This is a genomic window from Bifidobacterium choerinum, from assembly GCF_002761235.1.
Lineage (GTDB): Bacteria > Actinomycetota > Actinomycetes > Actinomycetales > Bifidobacteriaceae > Bifidobacterium > Bifidobacterium choerinum.
This window is the reverse complement of record NZ_CP018044.1, coordinates 1,816,175-1,837,976: the sequence shown is the minus strand read 5'-3', so window position 1 is coordinate 1,837,976 and position 21,802 is coordinate 1,816,175. Positions and strand designations below refer to the sequence as shown.

At 67.0% G+C, this 21,802-nt stretch carries 22 protein-coding genes and 1 tRNA gene; 3 read left to right on the top strand and 20 right to left on the bottom strand.

Translation table 11 applies throughout. The features are described 5' to 3' along the window. The first annotated feature begins 54 nt into the window (after positions 1-54). Complete coding sequence (locus BcFMB_RS07470; protein ID WP_099721437.1) at positions 55-1,089, top strand: aquaporin; 1,035 nt, start codon at positions 55-57, stop codon at positions 1,087-1,089. Here the strand turns inward: BcFMB_RS07470 and BcFMB_RS07465 are convergent. The 19 genes from BcFMB_RS07465 to BcFMB_RS07375 form a co-directional block, all read right to left on the bottom strand. Beyond that, positions 1,051-1,338 carry a hypothetical protein gene (locus tag BcFMB_RS07465; RefSeq protein WP_024540402.1) on the bottom strand — a complete coding sequence of 96 codons (288 nt, stop codon included), beginning with the start codon at positions 1,336-1,338 and terminating at the stop codon, positions 1,051-1,053. The two genes, BcFMB_RS07470 and BcFMB_RS07465, sit on opposite strands and share 39 nt — an antisense overlap. Before the next feature lie 160 nt (positions 1,339-1,498). Next, positions 1,499-3,133, bottom strand: coding sequence for a bifunctional phosphoribosylaminoimidazolecarboxamide formyltransferase/IMP cyclohydrolase (purH, locus tag BcFMB_RS07460; protein ID WP_099721436.1), 1,635 nt, complete (start codon positions 3,131-3,133; stop codon positions 1,499-1,501). Continuing rightward, positions 3,081-4,502: a cell division protein PerM gene (locus BcFMB_RS07455; RefSeq protein ID WP_099721435.1), complete on the bottom strand. Its 1,422-nt coding sequence runs from the start codon at positions 4,500-4,502 to the stop codon at positions 3,081-3,083. Before BcFMB_RS07455 ends, purH begins: the two co-directional genes overlap by 53 nt. Next, a complete protein-coding gene (sucD, locus tag BcFMB_RS07450) occupies positions 4,499-5,416 on the bottom strand; it encodes a succinate--CoA ligase subunit alpha (protein WP_099721434.1) in 918 nt (305 codons plus the stop codon). The genes BcFMB_RS07455 and sucD overlap by 4 nt, the downstream gene beginning before the upstream one ends. Further along, positions 5,413-6,624 (bottom strand): ADP-forming succinate--CoA ligase subunit beta, encoded by a 1,212-nt coding sequence (gene sucC / locus BcFMB_RS07445; protein ID WP_257790234.1) that lies wholly within the window; start codon positions 6,622-6,624, stop codon positions 5,413-5,415. Before sucC ends, sucD begins: the two co-directional genes overlap by 4 nt. Positions 6,625-6,645: 21 nt before the next feature. Beyond that, a complete protein-coding gene (locus BcFMB_RS07440; RefSeq protein WP_099721432.1) occupies positions 6,646-7,227 on the bottom strand; it encodes an adenine phosphoribosyltransferase in 582 nt (193 codons plus the stop codon). Positions 7,228-7,263: 36 nt separating this feature from the next. Continuing rightward, complete coding sequence (gene yajC, locus BcFMB_RS07435) at positions 7,264-7,719, bottom strand: preprotein translocase subunit YajC (RefSeq protein WP_099721758.1); 456 nt, start codon at positions 7,717-7,719, stop codon at positions 7,264-7,266. A gap of 72 nt (positions 7,720-7,791) precedes the next feature. After that, the gene (ruvB, locus tag BcFMB_RS07430) at positions 7,792-8,874 is read right to left on the bottom strand and encodes a Holliday junction branch migration DNA helicase RuvB (RefSeq protein ID WP_099721431.1); all 1,083 of its coding nucleotides are present in this window, start codon (positions 8,872-8,874) and stop codon (positions 7,792-7,794) included. Positions 8,875-8,883: 9 nt separating this feature from the next. Further along, a complete protein-coding gene (gene ruvA / locus BcFMB_RS07425) occupies positions 8,884-9,507 on the bottom strand; it encodes a Holliday junction branch migration protein RuvA (RefSeq protein WP_024540394.1) in 624 nt (207 codons plus the stop codon). 44 nt (positions 9,508-9,551) lie between these two features. Continuing rightward, the gene (ruvC, locus tag BcFMB_RS07420; protein ID WP_024540393.1) at positions 9,552-10,133 is read right to left on the bottom strand and encodes a crossover junction endodeoxyribonuclease RuvC; all 582 of its coding nucleotides are present in this window, start codon (positions 10,131-10,133) and stop codon (positions 9,552-9,554) included. Between the two features lie 6 nt (positions 10,134-10,139). Further along, positions 10,140-10,895: a YebC/PmpR family DNA-binding transcriptional regulator gene (locus BcFMB_RS07415; RefSeq protein ID WP_099721430.1), complete on the bottom strand. Its 756-nt coding sequence runs from the start codon at positions 10,893-10,895 to the stop codon at positions 10,140-10,142. Positions 10,896-10,949: 54 nt separating this feature from the next. Then, positions 10,950-12,152 carry a glycosyltransferase family 4 protein gene (locus BcFMB_RS07410; RefSeq protein WP_232513784.1) on the bottom strand — a complete coding sequence of 401 codons (1,203 nt, stop codon included), beginning with the start codon at positions 12,150-12,152 and terminating at the stop codon, positions 10,950-10,952. A 38-nt stretch (positions 12,153-12,190) separates the two neighbouring features. Next, the gene (locus BcFMB_RS07405) at positions 12,191-13,198 is read right to left on the bottom strand and encodes a phosphatidylinositol mannoside acyltransferase (protein WP_024540390.1); all 1,008 of its coding nucleotides are present in this window, start codon (positions 13,196-13,198) and stop codon (positions 12,191-12,193) included. Position 13,199: 1 nt separating this feature from the next. Beyond that, the gene (gene pgsA / locus BcFMB_RS07400; RefSeq protein WP_024540389.1) at positions 13,200-13,862 is read right to left on the bottom strand and encodes a phosphatidylinositol phosphate synthase; all 663 of its coding nucleotides are present in this window, start codon (positions 13,860-13,862) and stop codon (positions 13,200-13,202) included. 168 nt (positions 13,863-14,030) lie between these two features. Next, positions 14,031-16,109, bottom strand: a complete 2,079-nt coding sequence (gene thrS / locus BcFMB_RS07395; RefSeq protein WP_099721428.1) for a threonine--tRNA ligase — start codon at positions 16,107-16,109, stop codon at positions 14,031-14,033. A gap of 133 nt (positions 16,110-16,242) precedes the next feature. After that, positions 16,243-16,851, bottom strand: coding sequence for a hypothetical protein (locus tag BcFMB_RS07390; RefSeq protein WP_099721427.1), 609 nt, complete (start codon positions 16,849-16,851; stop codon positions 16,243-16,245). A gap of 27 nt (positions 16,852-16,878) precedes the next feature. Beyond that, entirely contained in the window at positions 16,879-17,202 is a 324-nt protein-coding gene (locus BcFMB_RS07385; protein ID WP_099721426.1) for a hypothetical protein, read from the bottom strand. Between the two features lie 68 nt (positions 17,203-17,270). Continuing rightward, positions 17,271-18,863 (bottom strand): ATP-binding cassette domain-containing protein, encoded by a 1,593-nt coding sequence (locus BcFMB_RS07380; protein WP_099721425.1) that lies wholly within the window; start codon positions 18,861-18,863, stop codon positions 17,271-17,273. Between the two features lie 245 nt (positions 18,864-19,108). Continuing rightward, positions 19,109-19,181: transfer RNA gene (locus BcFMB_RS07375), tRNA-Gly, on the bottom strand. Positions 19,182-19,353: 172 nt separating this feature from the next. On the opposite strand from BcFMB_RS07375, the gene BcFMB_RS07370 reads away from it, so the two are divergent. Then, positions 19,354-19,878: a GNAT family N-acetyltransferase gene (locus BcFMB_RS07370; RefSeq protein WP_099721424.1), complete on the top strand. Its 525-nt coding sequence runs from the start codon at positions 19,354-19,356 to the stop codon at positions 19,876-19,878. A 192-nt stretch (positions 19,879-20,070) separates the two neighbouring features. After that, positions 20,071-20,751, top strand: coding sequence for a hypothetical protein (locus BcFMB_RS07365; RefSeq protein WP_157775199.1), 681 nt, complete (start codon positions 20,071-20,073; stop codon positions 20,749-20,751). A 223-nt stretch (positions 20,752-20,974) separates the two neighbouring features. Here BcFMB_RS07365 and BcFMB_RS07360 read toward each other — a convergent pair whose 3' ends face one another. Continuing rightward, a complete protein-coding gene (locus tag BcFMB_RS07360) occupies positions 20,975-21,724 on the bottom strand; it encodes a metalloregulator ArsR/SmtB family transcription factor (protein ID WP_081707901.1) in 750 nt (249 codons plus the stop codon). Positions 21,725-21,802: the final 78 nt, after the last annotated feature.

Genomic DNA, 21,802 nt, shown 5'->3' with positions numbered 1-21,802 from the left:
ACGGCCCAGCCATGGTCTTCACCATGGCTTCAAGTACCGCAAAGGAATATATCTATGACTGCTGTTGATAACGATTCCACGGTCGACGTCCGCGAGGACGCCGCCGTGCAGAACGACGGCCACAGCATTTGGGCCCGCCTCGGCGCCGAATTCGCCGGCAGCCTGCTCATCTGCTTCGCGATCTACATGGTGAGCTCGTTCGGCGTGGTGAGCTTCGGACTCAACCTCGCGTTCATCGTCGTCGCGACCGGCGTCGTCTACGGCGCGATGACGTCGATCTTCGCGCGCATCTCCGGCGCGCAGTTCAACCCGGCCGTCACCGTCGCGGCGATGCTCACGTCGAAGACGCGCGTGCGCGACGGCGTGTTCTACATCATCGCGCAGGTGTTCGGCGGCCTCGTCGCCGGCGCGCTCTTCGTCTTCCTCATCCCGAGCTCGGACACGGTGAACAAGTCGCAGTGGACGATGATGGCGATCAACGGCTACGACGTGAACAGCCTGACCTATGCGAGCATGAGCCAGTACGGTCTGACCTACGGCGTCACGATGGCGATCGTCGTCGAGCTGCTCGCGTCGATCATCGTCGTGGCCGCCGCGATGACGACGCTCAAGCGCAACGGACGCACGACGCGTTCCGCCGCCGTCACGATGGGCGTCGCCTATGCGGCCGCCGCCGCGATGGCCGCCCCGATCACCGGCGCGTCGATCAACCCGATGCGTGCCACCGGCGTCGCCGTCTTCGCGCAGCACGAGGAGGGCTCCCACACCGTCAATCCGCTCTCGCAGCTGTGGGTGTTCTGGGTGACCGCGATCCTCGCGGCCGCGATCGTCGCGCTCGTCATGATCGTCGCGCAGCTCGCGCATGCGCGCGAGAACAACGGCGCCGCGATGGACGTCGACGCGGCCGAGGCCGCGATGGCGCAGGGCGACGAGGCCGACCACGCCGAGCATGAGGCCGACGGGGCCGCGCCCGCCGTCGACGTCTATGAGGAGACCGAGTCCGTCGACGTGCAGACGCCCGAGGCGCCGGCGACGGCGGACGGCGCCGATTCAGCGGATGAAGCGGATGGCGAGGTACAGCAGCGCTAGCACGACGCCGAAGCCGATGCCGCACACGGCGTCGAAGGCGACCGACCTGACCTTCCAGGGACTGCGTTCCCGGCAGATCAGCCGCACCACACCGGAGCCGATGGAAGTCACGGACACGACCGCCGTGGCGACCATCGGCTCCCCCATTGCCGCAAGCACCGTGGCCGCGACGACGAGGCCGGCGACGCACCATTCGAACCACGGCCTGCCCTCATGGTGCTCCGAGACATAGGGATGATGCGCGTTCATCATAAGGCTCCTTGGCGGTTCGGCGGTCGGGACACCGACCATCCTACTACCGGCGGCGATCCGCCGGACCGGAGGCCGTCGGCGAAGGCGCGAACGCGAAAGGGTCCGTGCCGCAGGGAAATCCCTGCGGCACGGACCCTTTCGCATGTCCGGTGACGGATCAGTGGAAGAAGTGGCGCGTGCCGGTGACGTACATCGTCACGTTCGCGTTGCGCGCCGCCTCGAACACCTCCTCGTCACGGATCGAGCCGCCCGGCTGCACGATCGCCTTGACGCCGGCGTCGATGAGGATCTGCGCGCCGTCGGCGAAGGGGAAGAACGCGTCGGAGGCCGCGACGGCGCCCTTCGTGCGGTTGCGGCCGTCGTCGAGCGTGTTCGCGCGTTCGACGGCGAGGTTCGCCGAATCGACGCGGTTGACCTGGCCCATGCCGATGCCGACCGTCGCCATGTCGTCGGCGATGAGGATCGCGTTCGACTTGACGCAGCGCACGGCGCGCCATGCGAACTCGAGGTCCTTGAGCATCGCGGCGTCGGCCGGCTCGCCGGCGACGAGCTTCCAGGCGTCCGGGGCGTCGCCCGGCGCGTCGATGAGGTCGGTGGACTGCACGAGCAGGCCACCGTCGATCTGACGGAACTGCTGCTTCGCCTTCGGCGGCTCGGCGACCTTGAGGATGCGCAGGTTCTTCTTCTTCGCCTGCAGCAGCGCCAGCGCCTCCGGCTCGTAGTCGGGGGCGACGATGACCTCGGTGAAGATCGGGCGCACGCCTTCGGCCATCTCGAGCGTGACGGTCGCGTTCGTCGCGATGACGCCGCCGTAGGCGCTCATCGGATCGCAGCTGTGCGCCTTGCGGTGCGCTTCGGCGACGGTCGCGCCGACGGCCAGGCCGCAGGGATTGTTGTGCTTGACGACGGCGACGGCGATCTGCGGGGCGAAGTCCCACACGGCGCGCCACGCCGCGTCGGCGTCCACGTAGTTGTTATAGCTCATCGGCTTGCCGCCGAGCTGCTCGGCGTCGGCGAAGCCGCGCATGTTGAGCGGGTCGACGTAGAGCGCGGCATCCTGATGCGGGTTCTCGCCGTAGCGCAGCACGTGCGCGCGGTTCCAGGTGCGCGTGAAGGCGGCCGGGAACTTGGCGAGCCTGGCCTCCTCGACCGGGTCGGCGTCCGCCGGTGCGTCGTCGATCGACGCGGGCTTCGGCCAGTGGGCCGCCGTCCACTCGTTGATCGTGGCGTCGTAGGCGGCGGTGTGCGCGAAGGCCTTGCCGGCGAGCCAGCGGCGCTCCTCGAGCGAGAAGCCGGTGCCGTCCTCGATGCGTTCGGCGACGAGCGCGTAGTCGGCCGGATCGGTGACGATCGCGACGGTCGCGCTGTTCTTCGCGGCGCCGCGCACCATCGACGGGCCGCCGATGTCGATCTTCTCGATGACGTCGGTCTCGCTCGCGCCCGAGCGCACCGTGTCCGCGAACGGATAGAGGTTGACGATGACGAGGTCGAAGGGCTGGATGCCGAACTCCTCGAGCTGGCGGGCATGGTCCTCGTTCGTCATGTCGGCGAGGATGCCGGCGTGGATGTGCGGGTCGAGGGTCTTGACGCGGCCGTCGAGGCATTCCGGGAAACCGGTGACCTGGGACACCTCCGTGACGTCCACGCCGAGTTCGGCGAGCTTGCTCGCGGTGGAACCGGTGGACACCACCTGCGTGCCGGCGTCGATGAACGCCTTGGCGAGGACCTCGATGCCGTCCTTATGGAAGACCGATACCAATGCCCGTCGTAGCGGTCGGTTCGTTGTCGTCACCTTGCTTCTCCTTTGGTTGCTGGGTTGAGTTCACCACTCGTGCGGTGAACGGCTTCTTCTCTGTGGTTGCGTCCCCGCCGGCCTCCCGCTGCGAGGAGGCGCCCCGCGCCTTCGCGCAGCGGGAGGCGGACTCCGTGGCGCCGCGGCGCGCGATGAGCGTGCGGACGGCGAGGACGATGGCGGTCAGGAGCAGCATCGTGCCCCAGGCCAGGAACAGACCCAACGCGCACGGACGCGCCGTGGCGTTGGTGGCATGGCGGACGTCGACGCCGACGGACGCGAGGTGCTTCGTGCCGAGCGCGCCGCCGGACAGCGCGTACAGCAGCGTGCACAGCAGCGAGACGACGACGGATGTGATGCAGAACGCGCCCACCGGATAGGCGTAGGCGAACAGCAGGTCGCGCGGCTCGGCGCTCCTCGCCTGCGACGGACGCAGCCCGAAGCCGCGCCGGGCGACGAGCACGAGCAGGCCGAGCGCGAAGCCGATGGCGAGCGGGATGAGCGTCACGCACAGGCGGATCGTCGGGTCGGCGACCGGCTGCGGGAACAGACGGAAGATCGGCAGGGCCGGCAGATGCGCCGTCGAGCCTTCGGCGAGCGTGAACGTCGCGAGGTCGCCGACCGAGAACCCGGCGCCGAACAGCCACGAGACGGCCCACAGCATGAGGTTGGGCAGCCATGCGGCGGCCATGACGCAGATGAGGATGCGCGAGCCGGTCTGCACATGCATGACGTCGAATGAGGTGCCGACGGCATGGTGGTTGAGCGCGATCCAGGCGATGACGGTGCCGAGGCCGCACAGCAGCACGATGGCGACGATGAGCACGCCGAGCCGCACTCCGACGGCGATGACGTGGCGGATCGGCGCGGACAGCTGCGCGCGCAGATAGCCGCGCAGCGGCTCAAGGCGGCCGCGGTCCTGGAGGAAGGCCCATGCGAAGCCGACCGTGAAGACGAGCGCGCCCTTGCACAGCACGAGGAAGGTCGAATCGTTGAGCGCGACGGTCAGGTTGTTCTCGAGCAGCCGGTCGAACACGAGCCATGCGGCCAGTCCGGTGACGTAGCCGCGCGGGTCGGTGCCCATGCGGCGGAAGACGGTGCGAATGAGCGCGACGAGCAGGAAGGTGAGCAGCAGCGGGACGATCGTGACGACGATCGAGGAGGTATGGAAGCCGACGCCCTGGGACAGCAATACGACGGCCTGCGTCAGCGGCACCGTGAACGACGACATCGTGTCGCCGCCCTCCTCCATCGCGGCGACGAGGAGGACGAGCGCCATCAGGAGGCCGAGCGGCACGGCGTAGACGAGCATCGCCACGCAGGACGCGGCGATGCCTCGCAACCAGGGGATCAGCTTCGTCCTGCTCATCCGATCTGCGCCAGCGCCTCACGCATGTACTGCGCGGCCTGGGACGGGGTCCTGCCCACGCGGATGCCGACGGCCTCGAGCGCCTCCTGCTTGTCCTGGGCGGTGCCCTTGCCGCCGGAGACGATGGCGCCGGCGTGGCCCATCTGCTTGCCTTCGGGGGCCGTGAAGCCGGCGATGTAGGCGACGACGGGCTTCGTCATGTGCTCGCTCGCCCAGTTCGCGGCGTCCTGCTCGGCGCTGCCGCCGATCTCGCCGATCATCATGACGGCCTTCGTGTCCGGATCGGCCTCGAAGGCCTCGAGCGCCTCCTGCAGCGTCGTGCCGACGATCGGGTCGCCGCCGGCGCCGAGGCAGGCGGTGAAGCCGATGTCGGACAGCTCGCCCATAAGCTGGTAGGTCAGTGTGCCCGACTTCGAGACGAGGCCGAGCGGGCCGCGGGCGACGATGCCGTCGGGGATGATGCCGAGGTTGACGCCGTGCGAGCCCTCGCCCGACGGCAGCGTCATCAGGCCCGGGCAGTTCGGCCCGACGATGCGCACGCCGCGCTGCAGCGCGAGTTCGACGAAGTAGGCGCTGTCGGCGACCGGGATGCCCTCGGTGATGACGACGACGACCTCGAAGCCGGCCTCGACCGCCTCGACGACGGCGTCCTTCGCGAACCTCGGCGGCACGAAGACGACGCTCGCCTTCGCACCGGTCGCGGCCTTCGCGTCGGCGCAGGTGGCGAACACCGGGATGTCGAGCGTTTCGCCGGCGGCGTCCTCGAACGCGATCGACGTGCCGGCCTTGCGTGGGTTGACGCCGCCGACGATGTTCGTGCCCGCCTTGAGCATGCGCGCGGTGTGCGTCATGCCCTGATGTCCGGTCATGCCCTGGACGATGACGGGTGCGTCATCCTCGATGAAGACGGTCATTTGGTCTCCTCCTTCGCCTGCGCGGCGAGTCGGGCCGCTTCGGAAGCGGCCGTCTCCATCGTGGCCGCCACATGGATGTTCGGGATGTCCGCGTCGGCGAGGATCGTCAGCCCCTCGGCCGCCGCGTTGCCGTCGAAGCGCATGACCATCGGCTTCGTGACGTTGAGCCGCTCGATGGCCTCGATGATGCCGAGCGCCACCTGCTCGCAGGAGGTGATGCCGCCGTAGACGTTGACGAGCACCGACTCGACCTGCGGGTCGGACAGGACGATCTCGAGACTCTGGCACATCGTCTCGGCCGACGCGCCGCCGCCGATGTCGAGGAAGTTCGCCGGCTGGATGCCGGTCCCCTGCTCCTGGCCGGCGAAGGACACGGCGTCGAGCGAGCTCATGACGAGGCCCGCGCCGTTGCCGATGACGCCGACCTGACCGTCGAGGTGCACGTAGTGCAGGCCGTGCTCGGCCGCCTTGCGCTCGTAGGGGTCGGCCGTGGCGGAATCGTCGAAGCGCGCCCAGCCGTCGTGGCGGAACGCGGCGTTGCCGTCGAGCGAGATCTTCGCGTCGAGCGCGCACAGGCGCTTCGTGGACTCGTCGTCCGGGTCGCCGACTTTGGCGAGCGGGTTGATCTCGACGAGCGTCGCGTCGTTGTCGTGGAAGCATTTCCACATCCTGAGCAGGATGTCGGCGGCCTGGTCGACGTCGGCGTGGTAGAAGCCGATGCTTTGCGCCATCGCGGTGGCCGCCCGCCGGTCGAAGTCCTCGAGCGCGCTGATGTGCAGACGCTTGACCGATTCGGGGTGCTCCTTGGCGATCTGTTCGACCTCGGTGCCGCCGTTGGCTGTCGCGAGCACGTCGAAGTCGCGCGAAGAGCGGTCCACGGAGATCGACACGTAGTATTCGTGCAATACGGACTCGGCCTCGGCGATGAGCACGCCGCGCACCTTGTGCCCGTGGATCGTCATCGGCAGGATCTGTTCGGCGGCGCGGACGGCCTCGTCGCGGTCGTGGGCGATCTTGACGCCGCCGGCCTGGCCGCGGTGGCCGATCTTGACCTGCGCCTTGACGACGACCGGGTATCCGATCGTCTCGGCCGCTTGCGGGACGTCCTCGATGCGCTGGACGAAGATCCCTCGCGGTGTGTCGATGCCTTGTTCGTCAAGCAGCTGGCGTGCTTGGTATTCGTATAGATCCATGGATTCCTCTTGCAATGGGCGGTGGTGCGGCGACGCTCAGGCGGGCATCGTCAGCAGGGAGCTCGCCGGGTAGTCGCCGAGCGCCTTGACGCCGTCGAGTCCCGAAAGCTCCATGATAAAACTAAATCCGGCGACGACGCCGCCGCATGAGATGACCAAATCGCGGGCAGCGGACGCGGATCCGCCGGTGGCGATCAGGTCGTCGACGATGAGGATGCGCTCGCCCTCCCGGATCGCGTCGCGTTCGATCTCGATCGAGGCCTCGCCGTATTCGAGCGCGTAGCTTTCACGGACCGTGGGCGGCGGCAGCTTGCCGGCCTTGCGCACGGCGATGAATCCCTTGCCGAGCCGTTCGGCGAGCGGGGGGCCGAAGAGGAATCCGCGCGCCTCGAGGCCGGCGATGGCGTCGAACTCGTCGTTCGCGATCGACAGGTTCGAAACGAGCGCGTCCATCAGGATGGACAGGCCGCGCGCGTCGGCGAAGACCGGCATGATGTCGCGGAACAGGATGCCCTCCTTGGGGAATCCCGGGATCATGCGCATGAGCGCGATGAGGTAGTCGGCATCCGCCTTGTCCATCGATGTGGGATCGGTGAGCGTGATGTCCGTGGAAGTCATGGTCGGCAGTTCTCCCCTGTTGTCGGTGGTCGTTCGTCAGTCCTCGTCGTACGGGGATTTCGTGCTCTTCGTCTCCGTCTCCGTCTCCTCGACGTCGACCTCGTCGCCGTCGGCGTCGGTTGCGCTTTCGTCGACCTCGGTCGTGATTTCCTTGGGGCCGTCGGCGTCGTGCTCGCCGTCCTTGACGAGCGGGTTGCCGTTCTCGTCCACGTCGTCGTCGGAGACGTAGGCCGGGCGGATGTACTCGCGGCTGATGGCCTTCGACGAGAAGCGCAGGATGCTTCCTTCGGAGTCGATGACGATCTCGTCGTACTCCTCGTCGACCTCGACGACTTTGCCGATGACGCCGCCGATCGTGATCACCTCGGTGCCGGCGTCCAGGTTTTTCCAGAAGCTCTGGCGCTCCGCCTGCTGCTTCTTCGCCTTCCTCGTCTGGAACACCATCATCAGGATCATGGCGACGAGAAGAACGATGAGGAAGATGTAATCCATGCTCATGACAGGGCTCCTTGCAAGAGGGACGACCGTGGGAACGGTTGAAATGCGGTGTACGGAAGGTTCAGTCTAGAATAGCTTGCTGACATCGGCGGCGGCGCCCTCGGGCGGCTCGAGGCCCAGGTGCTCCCATGCCTTGGCCGTGGCGACGCGGCCCTTGGGGGTGCGCATCATGAAGCCCTCGCGCACAAGATACGGCTCGCAGACCGTCTCGACGGTCTCCGCCTCCTCGCCGACCATCGCCGACAGGTTGTTGAGGCCGACCGGCCCGCCGTTGAAGTTGCGGATGATCGCGTTGAGCACGGCGATGTCGAGGCGGTCGAGGCCCTCGGTGTCGATCTGGTAGAGCGCCAGCGCCTCCTTGACGTCGTCCGGTTCGACGATGTCAAGGTCGTGCACGATAGCCCAGTCGCGCACGCGGCGCAGCAGGCGGTTCGCGATGCGCGGCGTGCCGCGCGAACGGCGCGCGAGCTGGTGCGCGGAGCCCTCGTCGAGCTCGAGGCCGAGCACATTCGCCGAACGTTCGATGAGCTTCTCGAGCTCCTCGGTCGGGTAGAAGTCGAGATGCGCGGTGAAGCCGAAGCGCGCGCGCAGCGGCGACGGCAGCATGCCCTCGCGCGTCGTCGCGCCGACGACGGTGAAGCGCGGCAGCGTCAGCGGGATCGATGAGGCGCCCGGGCCCTTGCCGACCATGACGTCGACGCGGAAGTCCTCCATCGCGATGTACAGCAGCTCCTCGGCGGCGCGCGGCAGACGGTGGATCTCGTCGATGAACAGCACCTCGCCCGCGTCGAGCGAGCTGAGGATGGACGCGAGGTCGCCGGCATGCTGGATCGCCGGGCCCGAGGTGACGCGGATCGGCACGCCGAGCTCGTTCGCCACGATCATCGCCAGTGTCGTCTTGCCCAGTCCCGGAGGGCCCGCGAGCAGGATGTGGTCAGGCGGCACGTCGCGTTTGCGCGCCGCGTCGAGGAACAGCTGCAGCTGCGCCTTGAGCCGGGGCTGGCCGATGAAGCCTTCGAGGATGTGCGGACGCAGCTCCTCGTCGCTCACCGGTTCGTTGCCGACGGCGTTCGCGGACACCATGCGCAGCGACTCCTCGTTCGCGTTGCTGTTGTCCGCGCTGAAGACGTCGAAATCGTCGACTGCCATCCTTATGCCTCACCTTCCCCTGTCCATCGACGCCAATGCGAGCCTGAGCACGTCGGACACGGCCTCGTTGGCCAACGGCGTGGCGAATCCGTTGTCCTCGATGACGGCGTCGACGGCCTGCTGCGCCTCCTGCTGCTTCCATCCGAGGGACATGAGCCCCTCGACGACGCGGTCGACGCCGGCGTCCTGCGGCATGCGCCGCGTCGTGCCGTCGTCCTTCGCCGGCGTCGCGGACAGGTCGATCGACCCCTTGAGCTCGAGGATGATCTTCTGCGCGCCCTTCCTGCCCAGTCCCGGCGCCTTCGCGAGGGCCGCCGCGTCCTCGTCGCGGATCGCCTGGACGAGCTGGTCGCTCGGCAGCGTCGACAGCAGCGACAGCGCGACCTTCGGCCCGATGCCGCTGACCTTCTGCAGCTGCAGGAACATGCGTCGCTCCCCCGATGTGAGGAATCCGAACAATGTGATCGCGTCCTGCGCCACGCTCATCGACGTCTGCACGGTCGTCGTCGCGCCGACGCGCAGCGCGCCCAGGTCGGCGCTCGGCATCCGCACCTCGAATCCCACGCCGTGGACGTCGATGAGCGCCGTCGTCGCATCGATCTGGGCGACGACGCCGTTGAGCATGCCGATCATGCGATGCCCGCCTTTCGTTGGTTTTCGAACAGATGTTCGGTAGTCTACATGCCTCTGCGGACGCCGCCGCGGCGCGAGGCGTGCTGGGCCGCCTGCGCCCATTGGCGCTGTGCCTTCGTCAGATGCTGCTCGCGTTCGCCGCCTTCGAGTGCGCCGGCCGGGCGCAGCGCATGGCAGATCGCGATCGCGAGGGCGTCGGCGGCGTCGGCCGGCGTAGGCGGCGCATTGAGGTTGAGCAGCCGGGCGACCATGCGCTCCATCTGCACCTTCTGCGCCTTGCCGTTGCCGGTGATGGCGAGCTTCGACTCGGTCGGCGTGTGCAGCGCGACCGGGATGCCGCGCTGCGCGGCCGCGAGCATCGCGACGCCGGCGGCCTGCGCGGTGCCGAGCACGGTGTTGCGGTTCTCCTGCGCGAACACACGCTCGATCGAGACGGTGTCCGGGATGAACTCGTCGAGCTTGGCGGCGATGCCGTTGTAGATCGTCAGCAGACGCAGGTCCTGCGACATGTGCGGGTCGGAGCGGACGACGTCGACGTGGATAAACGAAAGCCGGCGGGGTGCGCCGGCTTCGATCACGCCGACTCCGCACCGTGTCAGGCCGGGGTCGACTCCAAGGATGATCAACGGGGATTACTCCTCGTCGAGCTGTGCCATGACCTCGTCCGAGGCCGTCCAGTTGCTGTAGATGTTCTGCACGTCGTCGAGGTCGTCGAGGTTGTCGATCAGACGGGCGACCTTGCGGGCGTCGTCGAGCGAGAGCTCGATCTCGTTCTTCGGCATCATGACGAGGTCCGCGGAATCGTAGTCGATGCCGGCGTCCTGCAGCGCCTGGCGCACGGCGGTCAGGTCGGACGGGTCGGTGACGACGGTGTAGGTCTCGCCGTCGTCGGTGACGTCCTCGGCGCCCGCCTCGGCCGCCTTCTCGAACAGGTCGTCGAAGTCGACGCCCTCGGACGGGACGACGATCGCGCCCTTGCGCTCGAAGTTGAAGCTCACCGAGCCGGTCGTCGCGAGCGAGCCGCCGCCCTTGCCGAGCGTCGAACGCACTTCGGCGGCCGCGCGGTTGCGGTTGTCGGTGAGGCATTCGATGATCAGGCCCACACCCGCCGGGGCGTAGCCCTCGTAGACGATGTCCTCGTAGTTGGCGCCGCCGGCCTCCTCGCCGGAGCCGCGCTTGACGGCGCGCTTGATGTTGTCCGCCGGCATCGAGGCCTTCTTGGCCTTGTAGATGGCGTCATAGAGCGAGGGGTTGCCGTCGGGATCGCCGCCGCCCTGACGGGCGGCGATTTCGATGTTCTTGATGAGCTTGGCGAACAGCTTGCCGCGCTTGGCGTCGATGGCGGCCTTCTTGTGCTTGGTGGTCGCCCACTTGGAATGCCCTGACATAATGCTCCTAGACAGGTGATGGATATTACGAAACGTGTTGATTCTAATGCGCTTCTAAGACAAGGCGCCGTGCCGCTCGGACAGGGCGTCGCGGTAGACGGCGAGCACCTCGTCGACGACGGTCTCCCAGTCGAAGTCCCGGGAACGCTTGAGTCCGGCCCTCCCGATGCGCCTGCGGCGGGCCGGGTCGGCGAGCAGGTCGCATATGCGCTCGGCGCAATCGGCGGCGTCCCGGTTGGCGAACAGCACGGCGTCGCGCCCCTGTTCGGTCACGTCGACGAAGGCCGGCAGGTCGGAGGCCACGACCGGGCATCCCGCCGCCATCGCCTCGGCGAGGACGATGCCGAAGCTCTCGCCGCCGGTCTGCGGCGCCACATAGACGTCGAGGGACTTGTAGAAGCGCGCCTTGTCGTCGTCGTCGACGCGGCCGAGGAACTCGAAGCGCTCGAGCAGCGCCGCTCCCCCGTCTCGCGCGGCGATCGCCTTGGACGCCTCGTCGGCGCCGTCGCCGACGACGAGGAAGCGGGCGCCCGGATGGCGTTCGAGCACATGCGCGGCCGCGTCGACGAAGATCGGGAAACCCTTGCGATCCTCCTCGAGGCGTCCGAGGAAGCCGATCGTCGGATGCTCGGGGGTGCCTTTCCACCGTTCGTCGGGACGGGCGCGCAGATAGGAGGCGCGGTCGATGCCGTTGGGGATGACGTGGCGACTGATCGAGGAGGGCAGATAGTGGTCGGCGGTGCGCTGCGCGGCCGGCGAGACGAAGATCGCCTCGCTCAGCGGCTCCAGATACGAATGCAGATAGCGCTGGAACAGGTGCAGCGCCCGCGGATACGGCTCGATGCTGGCATGGAACGTGGCCACCATCGGCGGCGCTCCGCGCATGACGAGCGGCTTGTGGCTCACCGACGGCGCCTCCGGCTCATGCAGATGCACGATGTCGAACTGCCCCTGACGCACCCAGCGCCTCGTCTGCAGCCCGGCGGCGAGGAAATAGCTTAAGTGCGCCCACGAGCCGTTGTAGGGAATCGCGAACGACGAGCCGTTCGTCTGCACCCACAGCGGCATGTCCTTCGTGCGCCTGCCCGGCGCGAAGACCGATACGGAGTGCCCGCGGCGCATCAGCGCCTCGGAGAAGTCGCGGATATGGTTCTGCACGCCTCCCGGCGTCTCGAACGAATACGGGCAGACGATGCCGACGCGCAACGGGCGATCGGACGCCCGCACGCCGATGGATGCTGGTTCCTGCGAAGACATACAGAGCATTGTCGCCGACCGAATGGACTTCGCGCCCCTCAGCCGTCGGCACGCGCCGACGCAAACAGCGAGGCCGGCACGTCCTTGAGCCGCGACAGATCGAGGTCCTCGAGGAAGATCGGCTGCAGCATATGCCAGTCCTCGGGATGCGCGGCGATGCCCCGCGCCCAGACATCGACCCACGCCTGGCTGATCGCCCGGATCGCCTCCTCGCGTCCGAGCCCGCGGTATTCGTCGATGTCCACAGGACCGCTGACCTCGCAGACATAGCCGTACGGCGTGCCGGCGGCGCGGCGGCGCTCGCCGGAGAGCCGCTCACGGTATGTGTTGACGACGTACAGCGGCAGGCCGGTGTCGTAGGCGAGCGTCGCCGGCCCCCTTGCGACGCGGATCGTCGAGCCGAAGGCCTCGACGAACTCGCCGTGCCGGCTCAGGTCGCGGTCGGCGAGCAGCGGCACGAGGACGTGGGGCTCGCCGAGCGCCTCCTCGAGCCGTTCGGTCAGATGCGGCGTGCCGGTCAGCAGGATGCGCATGCCGAGGCGCTCGCGGATCGACACGAAGACGTCGAGCATGTCCGGGTCGGCGAGCCTCTCGGCCACCGTCGTCACCGGCGCCACGTCGAACTGCGCCCAGAAGCCGTCGTAGTCCCAGTTGCCCTGATGGCCCATCGCGATCGGCGCCGACGAGGCTCCCCCGTCGGGCGACGTGAGCGCGACGAGCGAGTCGAGGCCGTCTCCGGATCCGCGGATGCGCGCCAGCAGACGGTCACGGTCGCTCGCGCCGACGGTGAGCGCCTCGGAGAAGTAGGTGAAGTAGGAACGCATGCCCCTGCGCGATAGCCTGCGTGCACGCCTGCGCAGCGTCCGGGCGTCGACGTCGTCGTCCGACGACCATGCGAGCACATGTTCGAGATTGCGTTCGAGCTGGCGCACCGAGCCGACGTGCGCCAGCCATGCGATGTCGGCGCCGGCGAGGAACGCGCCGCGCACGATGCGTTCGGGGATCGCATGCGGATGCCGCGCGACCCAGGCCATCGCATTGGCCATGTCAGTCCTTGTCCGCGTCGTCGAGCGTCGCTTCGATCGACGCGCGCGCCTCGTGGATGCGCTGGCCGACGGTGATCGTGCCGAGCAGCGCGAGGATGCACATCGTCGCCATCAGCCAGGCGTCCTGATGCGTCAGTCCGCTGATCGCCATGCCGACGAGGATGATCGTCAGGCGGTCGGAGCGCGTGGCGATGCCGCCCTTCGCCTCGGCGCCCACCGATTCGGCGCGTGCGCGGATGTATGAGGTGACGAAGGACGTCATGATCGCGTAGATCGCGGCGCCCATGCCGACGAGCGCGACGACGTCGTAGCGGCCGTCGGCGAGCAGCGCCGCGTTGCTGCGCATGAAGAAGTAGATGATGACGCCGAGCAGCACGGCCCAGTCGGCGACGCGGTCGAGCGTCGAGTCGAGGAAGGCGCCGAAGTGGGTGCCGCCGTTCGTCAGCTTCGCGACCGAGCCGTCGAGCGAATCGAAGATGACGAGCAGCCCCATCGCGAGGGCCCCCCAGAACAGCCAGCCGGTGACGCCGGTGGCGATGCCCACGACGATCGTGCCGACGGCGCCGATGACGGTGACGGCGTTGGCGGTCAGGCCGATCTTCACCATGCCCTTCGCGATGGGGTTGATGAGGCGCTTGAACCATGGTCGAAGCTTTTCCAGCATGATGTGTCGTTCCCGGTGTGCTCGTGGGCTCCACGTTGGAGCCTTTCCGTACAAGAAGAATAGAAAAGGACGAAGATAACGCGCGCGGGCGGGGCGATGTCCGCCCGCGCACGGACGCAGGAAGGCCGGGGTACGACCGTTCGGCGTATCCCGGCCTTGGCTAGCGGATCATTCGGCGTCGGTGTCCGAGACGTCGGACTCGACGTCCTCGGACGGCTGGCCGGTCGCCTTGCGGAAGTCGTCGACGCTGTTGACCTGGACGCGCTTGGCGATGACCTCGAGGATCCACGCCTTCGCCTGGTCGACCGGCACGCCGTTGAGCTGGCTGCCGTCGCGGAAGCGGAAGCTCACCGCGTTGTTGTTCATATCCTCCTCGCCGGCGATGATGATGAACGGCACCTTCGACTTCGAGGCATTGCGGATCTTCTTGCCGAAGCGGTCGTCGGACAGGTCGGTCTCGACGCGCACCATGTCCTCCTCGAGGGAGTCCATGAAGTGCTGCAGATGAGGCGCGAATTCGTCGGCGACCGGTACGCCGAGCGCCTGCACCGGCGCGATCCACACCGGGAACGCACCCGCGTAGTGTTCGAGCAGGATCGCGAAGAAGCGTTCGATCGAGCCGAAGAGCGCGCGGTGGATCATCACCGGGCGCTGGTGCGTGCCATCCGGCGCGATGTACTCGAGCTGGAAGCGTTCCGGCAGGTTGAAGTCAAGCTGGATCGTCGAGACCTGCCAGGTGCGGCCGATCGCGTCGCGCGCCTGCACCGAGATCTTTGGGCCGTAGAACGCGGCGCCGCCCGGATCGGCGACGAGTTCGAGGCCGGATTCCTCGGCGACCTCGGCGAGCGTGTTCGTCGCTTCCTCCCAGATCTCGTCGGAGCCGACGAACTTATGCTCGTCCTTCGTGGACAGCTCGAGGTAGAAGTCGTTGAGGCCGTAGTCCTTGAGCAGGTCGAGCACGAAGGTCAGCAGGCTCTTGAGCTCGTCGCGCATCTGCTCGCGCGTGCAGTAGATGTGCGAATCGTCCTGGGTCAGGCCGCGCACGCGCGTCAGGCCATGCACGACGCCGGACTTCTCGTAGCGGTAGACGGTGCCGAACTCGAAGAGGCGCAGCGGCAGCTCGCGGTACGAACGCTGGCGCGACTTGAAGATGAGGTTGTGCATCGGGCAGTTCATCGGCTTGAGGTAGTAGTCGAAGCCCTGCTTGACGATATTGCCGTTCTCGTCCTTCTCCTCGTCGAGGTGCATCGGCGGATACATGCCGTCCTTGTACCACTGCAGGTGGCCGGAGGTCTCGTACAGGCCGCCCTTGGTGATGTGCGGGGTCTGCACGAAGCTGTAGTGGTGCTTGCGGTGCATCTCGCGCGAGTAGTCCTCCATCGCGTTGATGACGGCGGCGCCCTTCGGATGGAACACCGCCAGGCCCGGTCCGATCTCCTCCGGGAAGGAGAACAGGTCCATCTCCTGGCCGAGCTTGCGGTGGTCGCGCTTGGCGGCCTCCTCCATGCGCGTCTGGTAGGCCTTGAGCTCATCCTTCGTCGGGAACGCCACGCCGTAGATGCGCTGCAGCATCGGGTTCGCCTCGGAGCCCTTCCAGTATGCGGCGGCTGCGCGTTCAAGCTTGAACGCCTTGATGAAGCGCGTGTTCGGCAGGTGCGGTCCGCGGCACAGGTCGGTCCACACGACGTTGCCGTCGCGGTCGATGTTGTCGTACATGCTCAGCTCTTTGTCGCTGATCTCGACGGCCGCCTCGGTGTCGAGCGCGTCCTCCTTGTCCTTGATGAGCTCGAGCTTGTACGGCTGGTCGGCCTCCTCCTTCATCGCCTCCTGCTCGGTGACGACACGGCGGGAGAAGCGCTGCGCGGACTTGATGATGCGCTGCATGTGCTTCTCGATCGTCTTGAGGTCGTCGGGCGTGAACGGTTCGGCCACGTCGAAGTCGTAGTAGAAGCCGTTCTCGATGACCGGGCCGATGCCGAGCTTGGCGTCGGGACGGATCTCCTGCACCGCCTGCGCCATGACGTGCGTCGCCGAATGACGCATGATCGCGATGCCGTCCTCGGAGTCGAGGGCGATCGATTCGACGACGTCGCCGTCCTTGAGCGGCGTGTAGAGGTCGCGCGGTTCGCCGTTGAGGCGTACGGCGATGATGTTCTTGTCGTCGGCGAACAGTTCGACGCCCGTCTGGCTTGCATCCACCTCCTTCGCTTCGCCGTTGACCGTGATGGAGATGGTGTTCTGTGCCATGGGTGTCGTCCTTGTCTATCTGGGTCCGCGGTACGAGGTGCAGACCTGGACTGTTGATTACAGGTACACAACTTAGGGTTCAGCGCAGACAAAGCGCCGGAGGTTCCGTGACGTGGGTGGAACCGTTCCGCCCTCACCGATACGTGCCCCGCGAATGTGTGACGTCGATGCCTGCGACGCCGGCGGATGCGAGCAGCATCCGGATGTCCGGAACGCCCGCCGCGCAGCGCGGTCCGATGACGACGTGCCGCAGAGTCCGCCGCGGGTTGATGCCCAGGTCGAGCGTCGGCACCAGGCGGTCGGCGCGCGGCAGCACGAGGAACCGCGCATGGGTGACGACGCCGGCGAAGCGCTGCGGCAGGGCGGCGGCCAGCGCGTCCTGCAATTGTCCGAACCGTTCGATGTTCGCACTTGGCCCCCACACGGCGAGCCGCCATTCGCGTTCCTCGCGGAAGAAGCGTTTCTTACAGAACGCCGTGGACGCGATGAATTCGAGTGTGGCGTCGAGCAGCCGCGCCCGGATCGCGTCGCATCCGCCGTCGCCGGCGTCGCGCAGCCCGTGCACGTCGCGCGCGATGCGTGCGGCGAGCATATCGAAATACGCCGCGCTGCGCCCATGGCCGTAGATGATCGGCCGGTACATCGTCATCATATGGCTTTCCAACGGATGGTCGCCGTCGTCGACGATGGTGAACGACGGCGGCGACTTCGTGAAGTCGGACAGCTCGAAGCCGAGCGCCACTCCCCGTCCGTCGTCGCCGTAGGCGCGCTACTGGCTGAGCTGATCCGGCTTCTGGGAGAGGCATACAGCGTAGCACAGACGGTTCGGTGGCAGCAGATGCTCGCCGAGCGCCTCGCGCAGCAGCGTGCGGTAGTCGGGGCGCAGCATGTCGACCCAGTCGTCGGTGAAACGCAGCGCGGCGCCCGATCCCGCGACGAGGCCGGCGCGTCTGAGGCTGTCGGTGGCCGCCGCGTATCCGTACGTGATCTCCGCGGAATCGTTGGATTTCGTGATGTCGCACAGCCGCAGCGACCCGTTCGAGATGATCGCGCAGGCGGTTTCGAGCGAACAGTAATGGTAGGTCAACGTCATCCGTACATCCTTTGCGTCGGTTTGCGCCATATGATACCGGCTGGCGCCTTGGGAGGCGAACGTCCCGCTCACTCGGCGGAACCGCAGGCCTCGTCGAGGAACCACCGCTCGTGGCTGACGACGACGAGCGCGCCGGGATAGCCGCGAAGGAAGCGCGCCAGCGCCTGCTTGGAGTGCAGGTCGAGATGGTTCGTCGGCTCGTCGAGCACGATGAGCTGCGGTCCGTCCAGCAGCCCGATGCACAGCGCGAGCTTCTGCAGCTGCCCCGGGCTCGGATCCCGCCCTCGCATCAGCCGGTCGGGGTCGTCGTTGAGCTGCGCGACCATCGACAGTACCCGCGCCTTGTCGGCGTCGTCGAGCCTGTGCAGCCGCGCGAGCAGCCGCGCATCGGCGCCGGCTTGCGGAAGCTGCCCGATGTACAACGTCGGCACCGTGTCGTCGACCGATCCGAGCAGCGCGCGCACGATCGTCGACTTGCCGGTGCCGTTGGCGCCGTCGACGCCGATGTGGTCGCGCGGGCCGACGCCCAGACGCGGTACGCGGATTCCCGGACAGCCTTGGGCCGCCCCGTCCGCATCGCCGACCTTCCGCGCATGCCAACGCATGCCGTCGACGGTCAGTTCGGATACGGCGACGCATCCGGCGCCGCCCGCCGCGTCGCCGAAACGCAGGATGCCGGCCGGCACATGCGCCAGCTCCCTGCGCGACGACGGCGTGATGTCCAGCAGGATCTCGCCGTCGTAGCGTTTCGCGTCCGTCTCGATCGAAGCGGCCTCGCGACGCGCCGCCTCGAGACGGCTGCCGAGCGCGCGGTACGCGGCGGCGCTCGCCTTGTCCGCCTGCTTCTCGTTCCATTTGTGCGTGTTGCGCGCGTCATGGTCATGACGGTCGATCAGATGGCCGCCGTGCTTGCGTGCCGACGCGGCGTCCATCATCGCACGGCGGGCGTCACGCGCACTCTCGAGCGCGCGCCGCCTGCCCTGCGCCGCCTTGAGTTCGCCGACGGCCTCGGCGCGGCGCAGCTCATGCGTCCGCCGTGCCTTCGTGTAGCCGCCGGCGTAACGTTCGAGCACGGTGCGGTTGCGGCCGCCCATGTGGCGACGCGTGAACATCAGGCATTGCGTGCAGGTGGCGTCGATGAGCTCGACGTCGTGCGAGACGAGCACGCCGATGCCGCGGTATGCGCGCATCGCCTCGGCGACCGCGCCGCGGGTGTCCGCGTCCACATGGTTCGTAGGTTCGTCGAGCACGAGCAGGTCCGGCGTGCCATGCAGCGCGCACGCCACCTGCAGGCGTTTGCGCTCGCCGCCGGAAAGCGTCGCGAAGCGGTAGGGCCAGTCATCGCCGATGCCGAGCGTGTCGCGCAGCGCGATCGCCTGGGGCGACCAGTCGTCGCGCAGCGCGTCGAGATTCGCCGGCTCATGCGCGCACTCCTGTTCGCAGTAGGCGACGACGAGCGTGGAGGGTGATGGGTTGACGGCGCCGTGCGTCGGCGTCAATGCGCCGCAGACGATGCGGGCGAGCGTCGTCTTGCCGCAGCCGTTGTCGCCGAGCAGCGCCGTCCAACCTTGCGGCAGCGTCGCGTCGACGACGTCGAACAGCGCTTCGGGCGCGCCTTCATAGATATAGGAGATGTCATGCAGATCGAGTGTCGTGGCCATGTACGGTTCCTTTGCCGATATGGCGTGCTGCGAAAGATCGGGACGATCGGTGAATGAGACCGCGGTGCGTGCGCATGGGCGGCAAACGATACGGATGGATGGCCGGCGGACGCAGGAGAACACGGCAGCACGCTGGACGTGGCTGGCCGACTGATTCATTCACCGCATTCAGATCCGCAAGTGTCCGTTGACCTCCGTGAGAACGCTCCCCTGGCATATCGGGGAACGTGAAGATGACTGACGAGAGCGGACAACGGGACTCGAACCCGCGGTCTCGACCTTGGCAAGGTCGCGCTTTACCAACTAAGCTATGTCCGCATGTGCGCGGTGCGACATGCATCGTCCGGGCACGAACCGTCACTTTACCGTATATCGCCGCCGTCGCCAAACCGGCGTGTCACATCATGGCGCCCCGTCGGCGACGCCCTCGTTCAGCCGGCGTCGAACGCCGCCCTCCTACACTGGAGGCAACGAAAGGAGCATTGATGACATGCCGATGATACAGATGGATCGCAGCGACGACGTCGACGTCATCAGGGCGCTGAGCGTCGACACCTTCGCGCAGACCTTCGCCGACACCAACACGAAGGAGGACCTGGACGAGTACTTCGCGAACAACCTCTCCCGCGACGAGCTGCAGCGCGAGATCGACGACCCGGACTCCGTCTTCCTCGTCGCCAGCGTCGACGGCGAGCCGGCCGGCTACATGAAGACGAACATCGGCGCCGCCCAGACGGAGCCGATGGGCGACGACAGTCTGGAGATCCAGCGGCTGTACATCCTGCGCGACTACAAGCACCACGGTCTGGGCACCAATCTGATGCACACCGCCTTCGACATGGCGCGCGCCCAGGGCAAGACGCGTACATGGCTGGGCGTCTGGGAACACAACGACCCGGCGATCGCGTTCTACAAGCGTTTCGGGTTCACACGCTGCGGCTCCCACACCTTCGTCGTCGGCCACGACCGGCAGACCGACCTGCTGATGCAGACGCCGGTGCCGGCGCGCGGCTGACGAGAACATGGCCGCCGCACGTCTCCGGTTCCATCGCATGGTTCGCGAAGGCGAAAGTGCAGTGATGAGTACGCGATTGCCGATCGTGCATGATTCGTGGGGATCGCGTATGCATCCATGCGATTGCGCGGACCGTCGTTATACTGAGGCACAGCAAGCAGTTCCGTACGACAAGACGATTTGAGGATGCCGATGACCACACGATTGACGAAGACGGCCGCGCTCGCCGTGGCGGCGATCATGACGGCCGCTCTCGCCGGCTGCGGCTCGTCCGCGTCGTCCTCCTCATGGGATGCCGAACGGATGGACGCCGTCTGGAGCGAGCACACCGCTGATATGGGCACACCATTGACGGCCAACGAATTCGAAACGACGACGTGGCGCGCCTCCAATGGCGATATGGTCATGTTCCATGACACGTCCGAAGCATGGCCGCATATGCCAATGCCGACGACGCGCGGCAAGGACGACCATCACACGACGCTCATCCCCGAACACGTCAAGGGGCAGAGCGAGCTCATGCAGTTCGAGTTCCTGCAGTACGCCGACGTCAAGCTCGACGGCGCCTACTACGCCGTCTCCACGTCCTTCCCCGCCAATCCGGCGGACCTGTCCGGACAGTGGCATGACGGCAAGGACGGCGACCTCTTCGTGCTCGCCGTCAATCAGGACGCCCACGAAGGCTACCGTGTGCGCGCCACGGCGAGCGGCCTCGACGCGCAATGCATGACTGACGGCGTCAAGGATGCCGGCTGCTATCAGGTGCTGTTCCGCGGCCTCGCCGACGACGCGAAGGCGAACGGCGGCGTGCTTGCACTCGAATCCGTGGACATGGGCACCGACGGCTCCGACGAGTCGGCGTCGCAGGAGTAGTCGGGTGCGGGTATCGCGCATGCGGCCGCATATATATAGATCACATATATAAAAGGTACGGGCGAATCGCAGGATCGGGCGGCCGCGTCGACAATGACGCGGCCGCGACTGCCGATGGCGGCACATGCGATCTGCGCGCCATGGTTCAAGGAGGAATTCAAGGGGTAACACGGAAGTGTGCACAACCACGCATCGCCGAGCACCTCCGTGCCCCCGTCGAAGATCAGCCGATCCGGCCCAGCAGCTCGCGCACCCGTACATCGATGCCATCGCGAATCTTGCGCACGACGTCCAGCGGCTGTCCCGAAGGATCGTCCACGTCCCAATCCTCGTAATGGGTTCCGGGGAATATCGGGCAGGATTCTCCACACCCCATCGTGATTACCCAGTCGGCCTCCCTGATCTTTGCGGGATCAAGCTTTTCCGGCGCGGACAGTGGGACGAGACCGATTTCGGACAGCACCTCGCGCACCTCGGGCTGCACCTCGTCGGCGGGTTGGGTGCCGGCGCTCATGACGGTGACGTCTGCGGCGGCAAGGTGCTCCGCGATCGCGGCCGCCATTTGGGAACGTCCTGCATTCTGGCGGCAGGCGAACAGGATGGTGGACTTCTTCGTTGCCATCCGGGGGGTGCACGCTTGGGGCATATGCTCGGAGATGACGTCAAGGAGCCTGACGTCGAAGTCCGGATCGATGGAATAGTAGGCCCACTTGCCCTGCTGCTCTCGTCTCAATATGCCAACGTCCACCAGACGGGTCAGATGATGCGAGACGGTGGAGCGGCTGATGCCGAAGACTTCGGGGAACGAACAGGCGCATACGGGATTCGGTGAGCAACGGTAGATGAAGACGGCGAGCCGCAGGCGCGTGACGTCGCTAAGCGCAGCGAGCACATGCGCCGCCTGCTGGCATCGGTCGCCGTCGGCGATCGGCGGCGAGGACGGGCAGCAATGAGGGGTGGAATTCTGTGTCATGCCAACAATTCTACCATACATTTTGACGTTCATCGAAACGTATAGTAGTATCAATAACGATTCGACGCTCATCGAAAT

What these genes read in the sequence shown, in the direction of transcription:
- BcFMB_RS07465 (WP_024540402.1), bottom strand. Translation starts at nt 1,338, where the DNA reads ATGAACGCGCATCATCCCTATGTCTCGGAGCACCATGAGGGCAGGCCG.
- ruvA (WP_024540394.1), bottom strand. Translation starts at nt 9,507, where the DNA reads ATGATCGGCATGCTCAACGGCGTCGTCGCCCAGATCGATGCGACGACG.
- pgsA (WP_024540389.1), bottom strand. Translation starts at nt 13,862, where the DNA reads ATGCTGGAAAAGCTTCGACCATGGTTCAAGCGCCTCATCAACCCCATC.
- BcFMB_RS07455 (WP_099721435.1), bottom strand. Translation starts at nt 4,502, where the DNA reads ATGAGCAGGACGAAGCTGATCCCCTGGTTGCGAGGCATCGCCGCGTCC.
- BcFMB_RS07385 (WP_099721426.1), bottom strand. Translation starts at nt 17,202, where the DNA reads ATGACGTTGACCTACCATTACTGTTCGCTCGAAACCGCCTGCGCGATC.
- BcFMB_RS07370 (WP_099721424.1), top strand. Translation starts at nt 19,354, where the DNA reads ATGCCGATGATACAGATGGATCGCAGCGACGACGTCGACGTCATCAGG.
- BcFMB_RS07410 (WP_232513784.1), bottom strand. Translation starts at nt 12,152, where the DNA reads ATGTCTTCGCAGGAACCAGCATCCATCGGCGTGCGGGCGTCCGATCGC.
- sucD (WP_099721434.1), bottom strand. Translation starts at nt 5,416, where the DNA reads ATGACCGTCTTCATCGAGGATGACGCACCCGTCATCGTCCAGGGCATG.
- ruvB (WP_099721431.1), bottom strand. Translation starts at nt 8,874, where the DNA reads ATGGCAGTCGACGATTTCGACGTCTTCAGCGCGGACAACAGCAACGCG.
- thrS (WP_099721428.1), bottom strand. Translation starts at nt 16,109, where the DNA reads ATGGCACAGAACACCATCTCCATCACGGTCAACGGCGAAGCGAAGGAG.
- BcFMB_RS07365 (WP_157775199.1), top strand. Translation starts at nt 20,071, where the DNA reads ATGACCACACGATTGACGAAGACGGCCGCGCTCGCCGTGGCGGCGATC.
- BcFMB_RS07415 (WP_099721430.1), bottom strand. Translation starts at nt 10,895, where the DNA reads ATGTCAGGGCATTCCAAGTGGGCGACCACCAAGCACAAGAAGGCCGCC.
- BcFMB_RS07405 (WP_024540390.1), bottom strand. Translation starts at nt 13,198, where the DNA reads ATGGCCAATGCGATGGCCTGGGTCGCGCGGCATCCGCATGCGATCCCC.
- BcFMB_RS07360 (WP_081707901.1), bottom strand. Translation starts at nt 21,724, where the DNA reads ATGACACAGAATTCCACCCCTCATTGCTGCCCGTCCTCGCCGCCGATC.
- yajC (WP_099721758.1), bottom strand. Translation starts at nt 7,719, where the DNA reads ATGGATTACATCTTCCTCATCGTTCTTCTCGTCGCCATGATCCTGATG.
- BcFMB_RS07440 (WP_099721432.1), bottom strand. Translation starts at nt 7,227, where the DNA reads ATGACTTCCACGGACATCACGCTCACCGATCCCACATCGATGGACAAG.
- BcFMB_RS07380 (WP_099721425.1), bottom strand. Translation starts at nt 18,863, where the DNA reads ATGGCCACGACACTCGATCTGCATGACATCTCCTATATCTATGAAGGC.
- BcFMB_RS07470 (WP_099721437.1), top strand. Translation starts at nt 55, where the DNA reads ATGACTGCTGTTGATAACGATTCCACGGTCGACGTCCGCGAGGACGCC.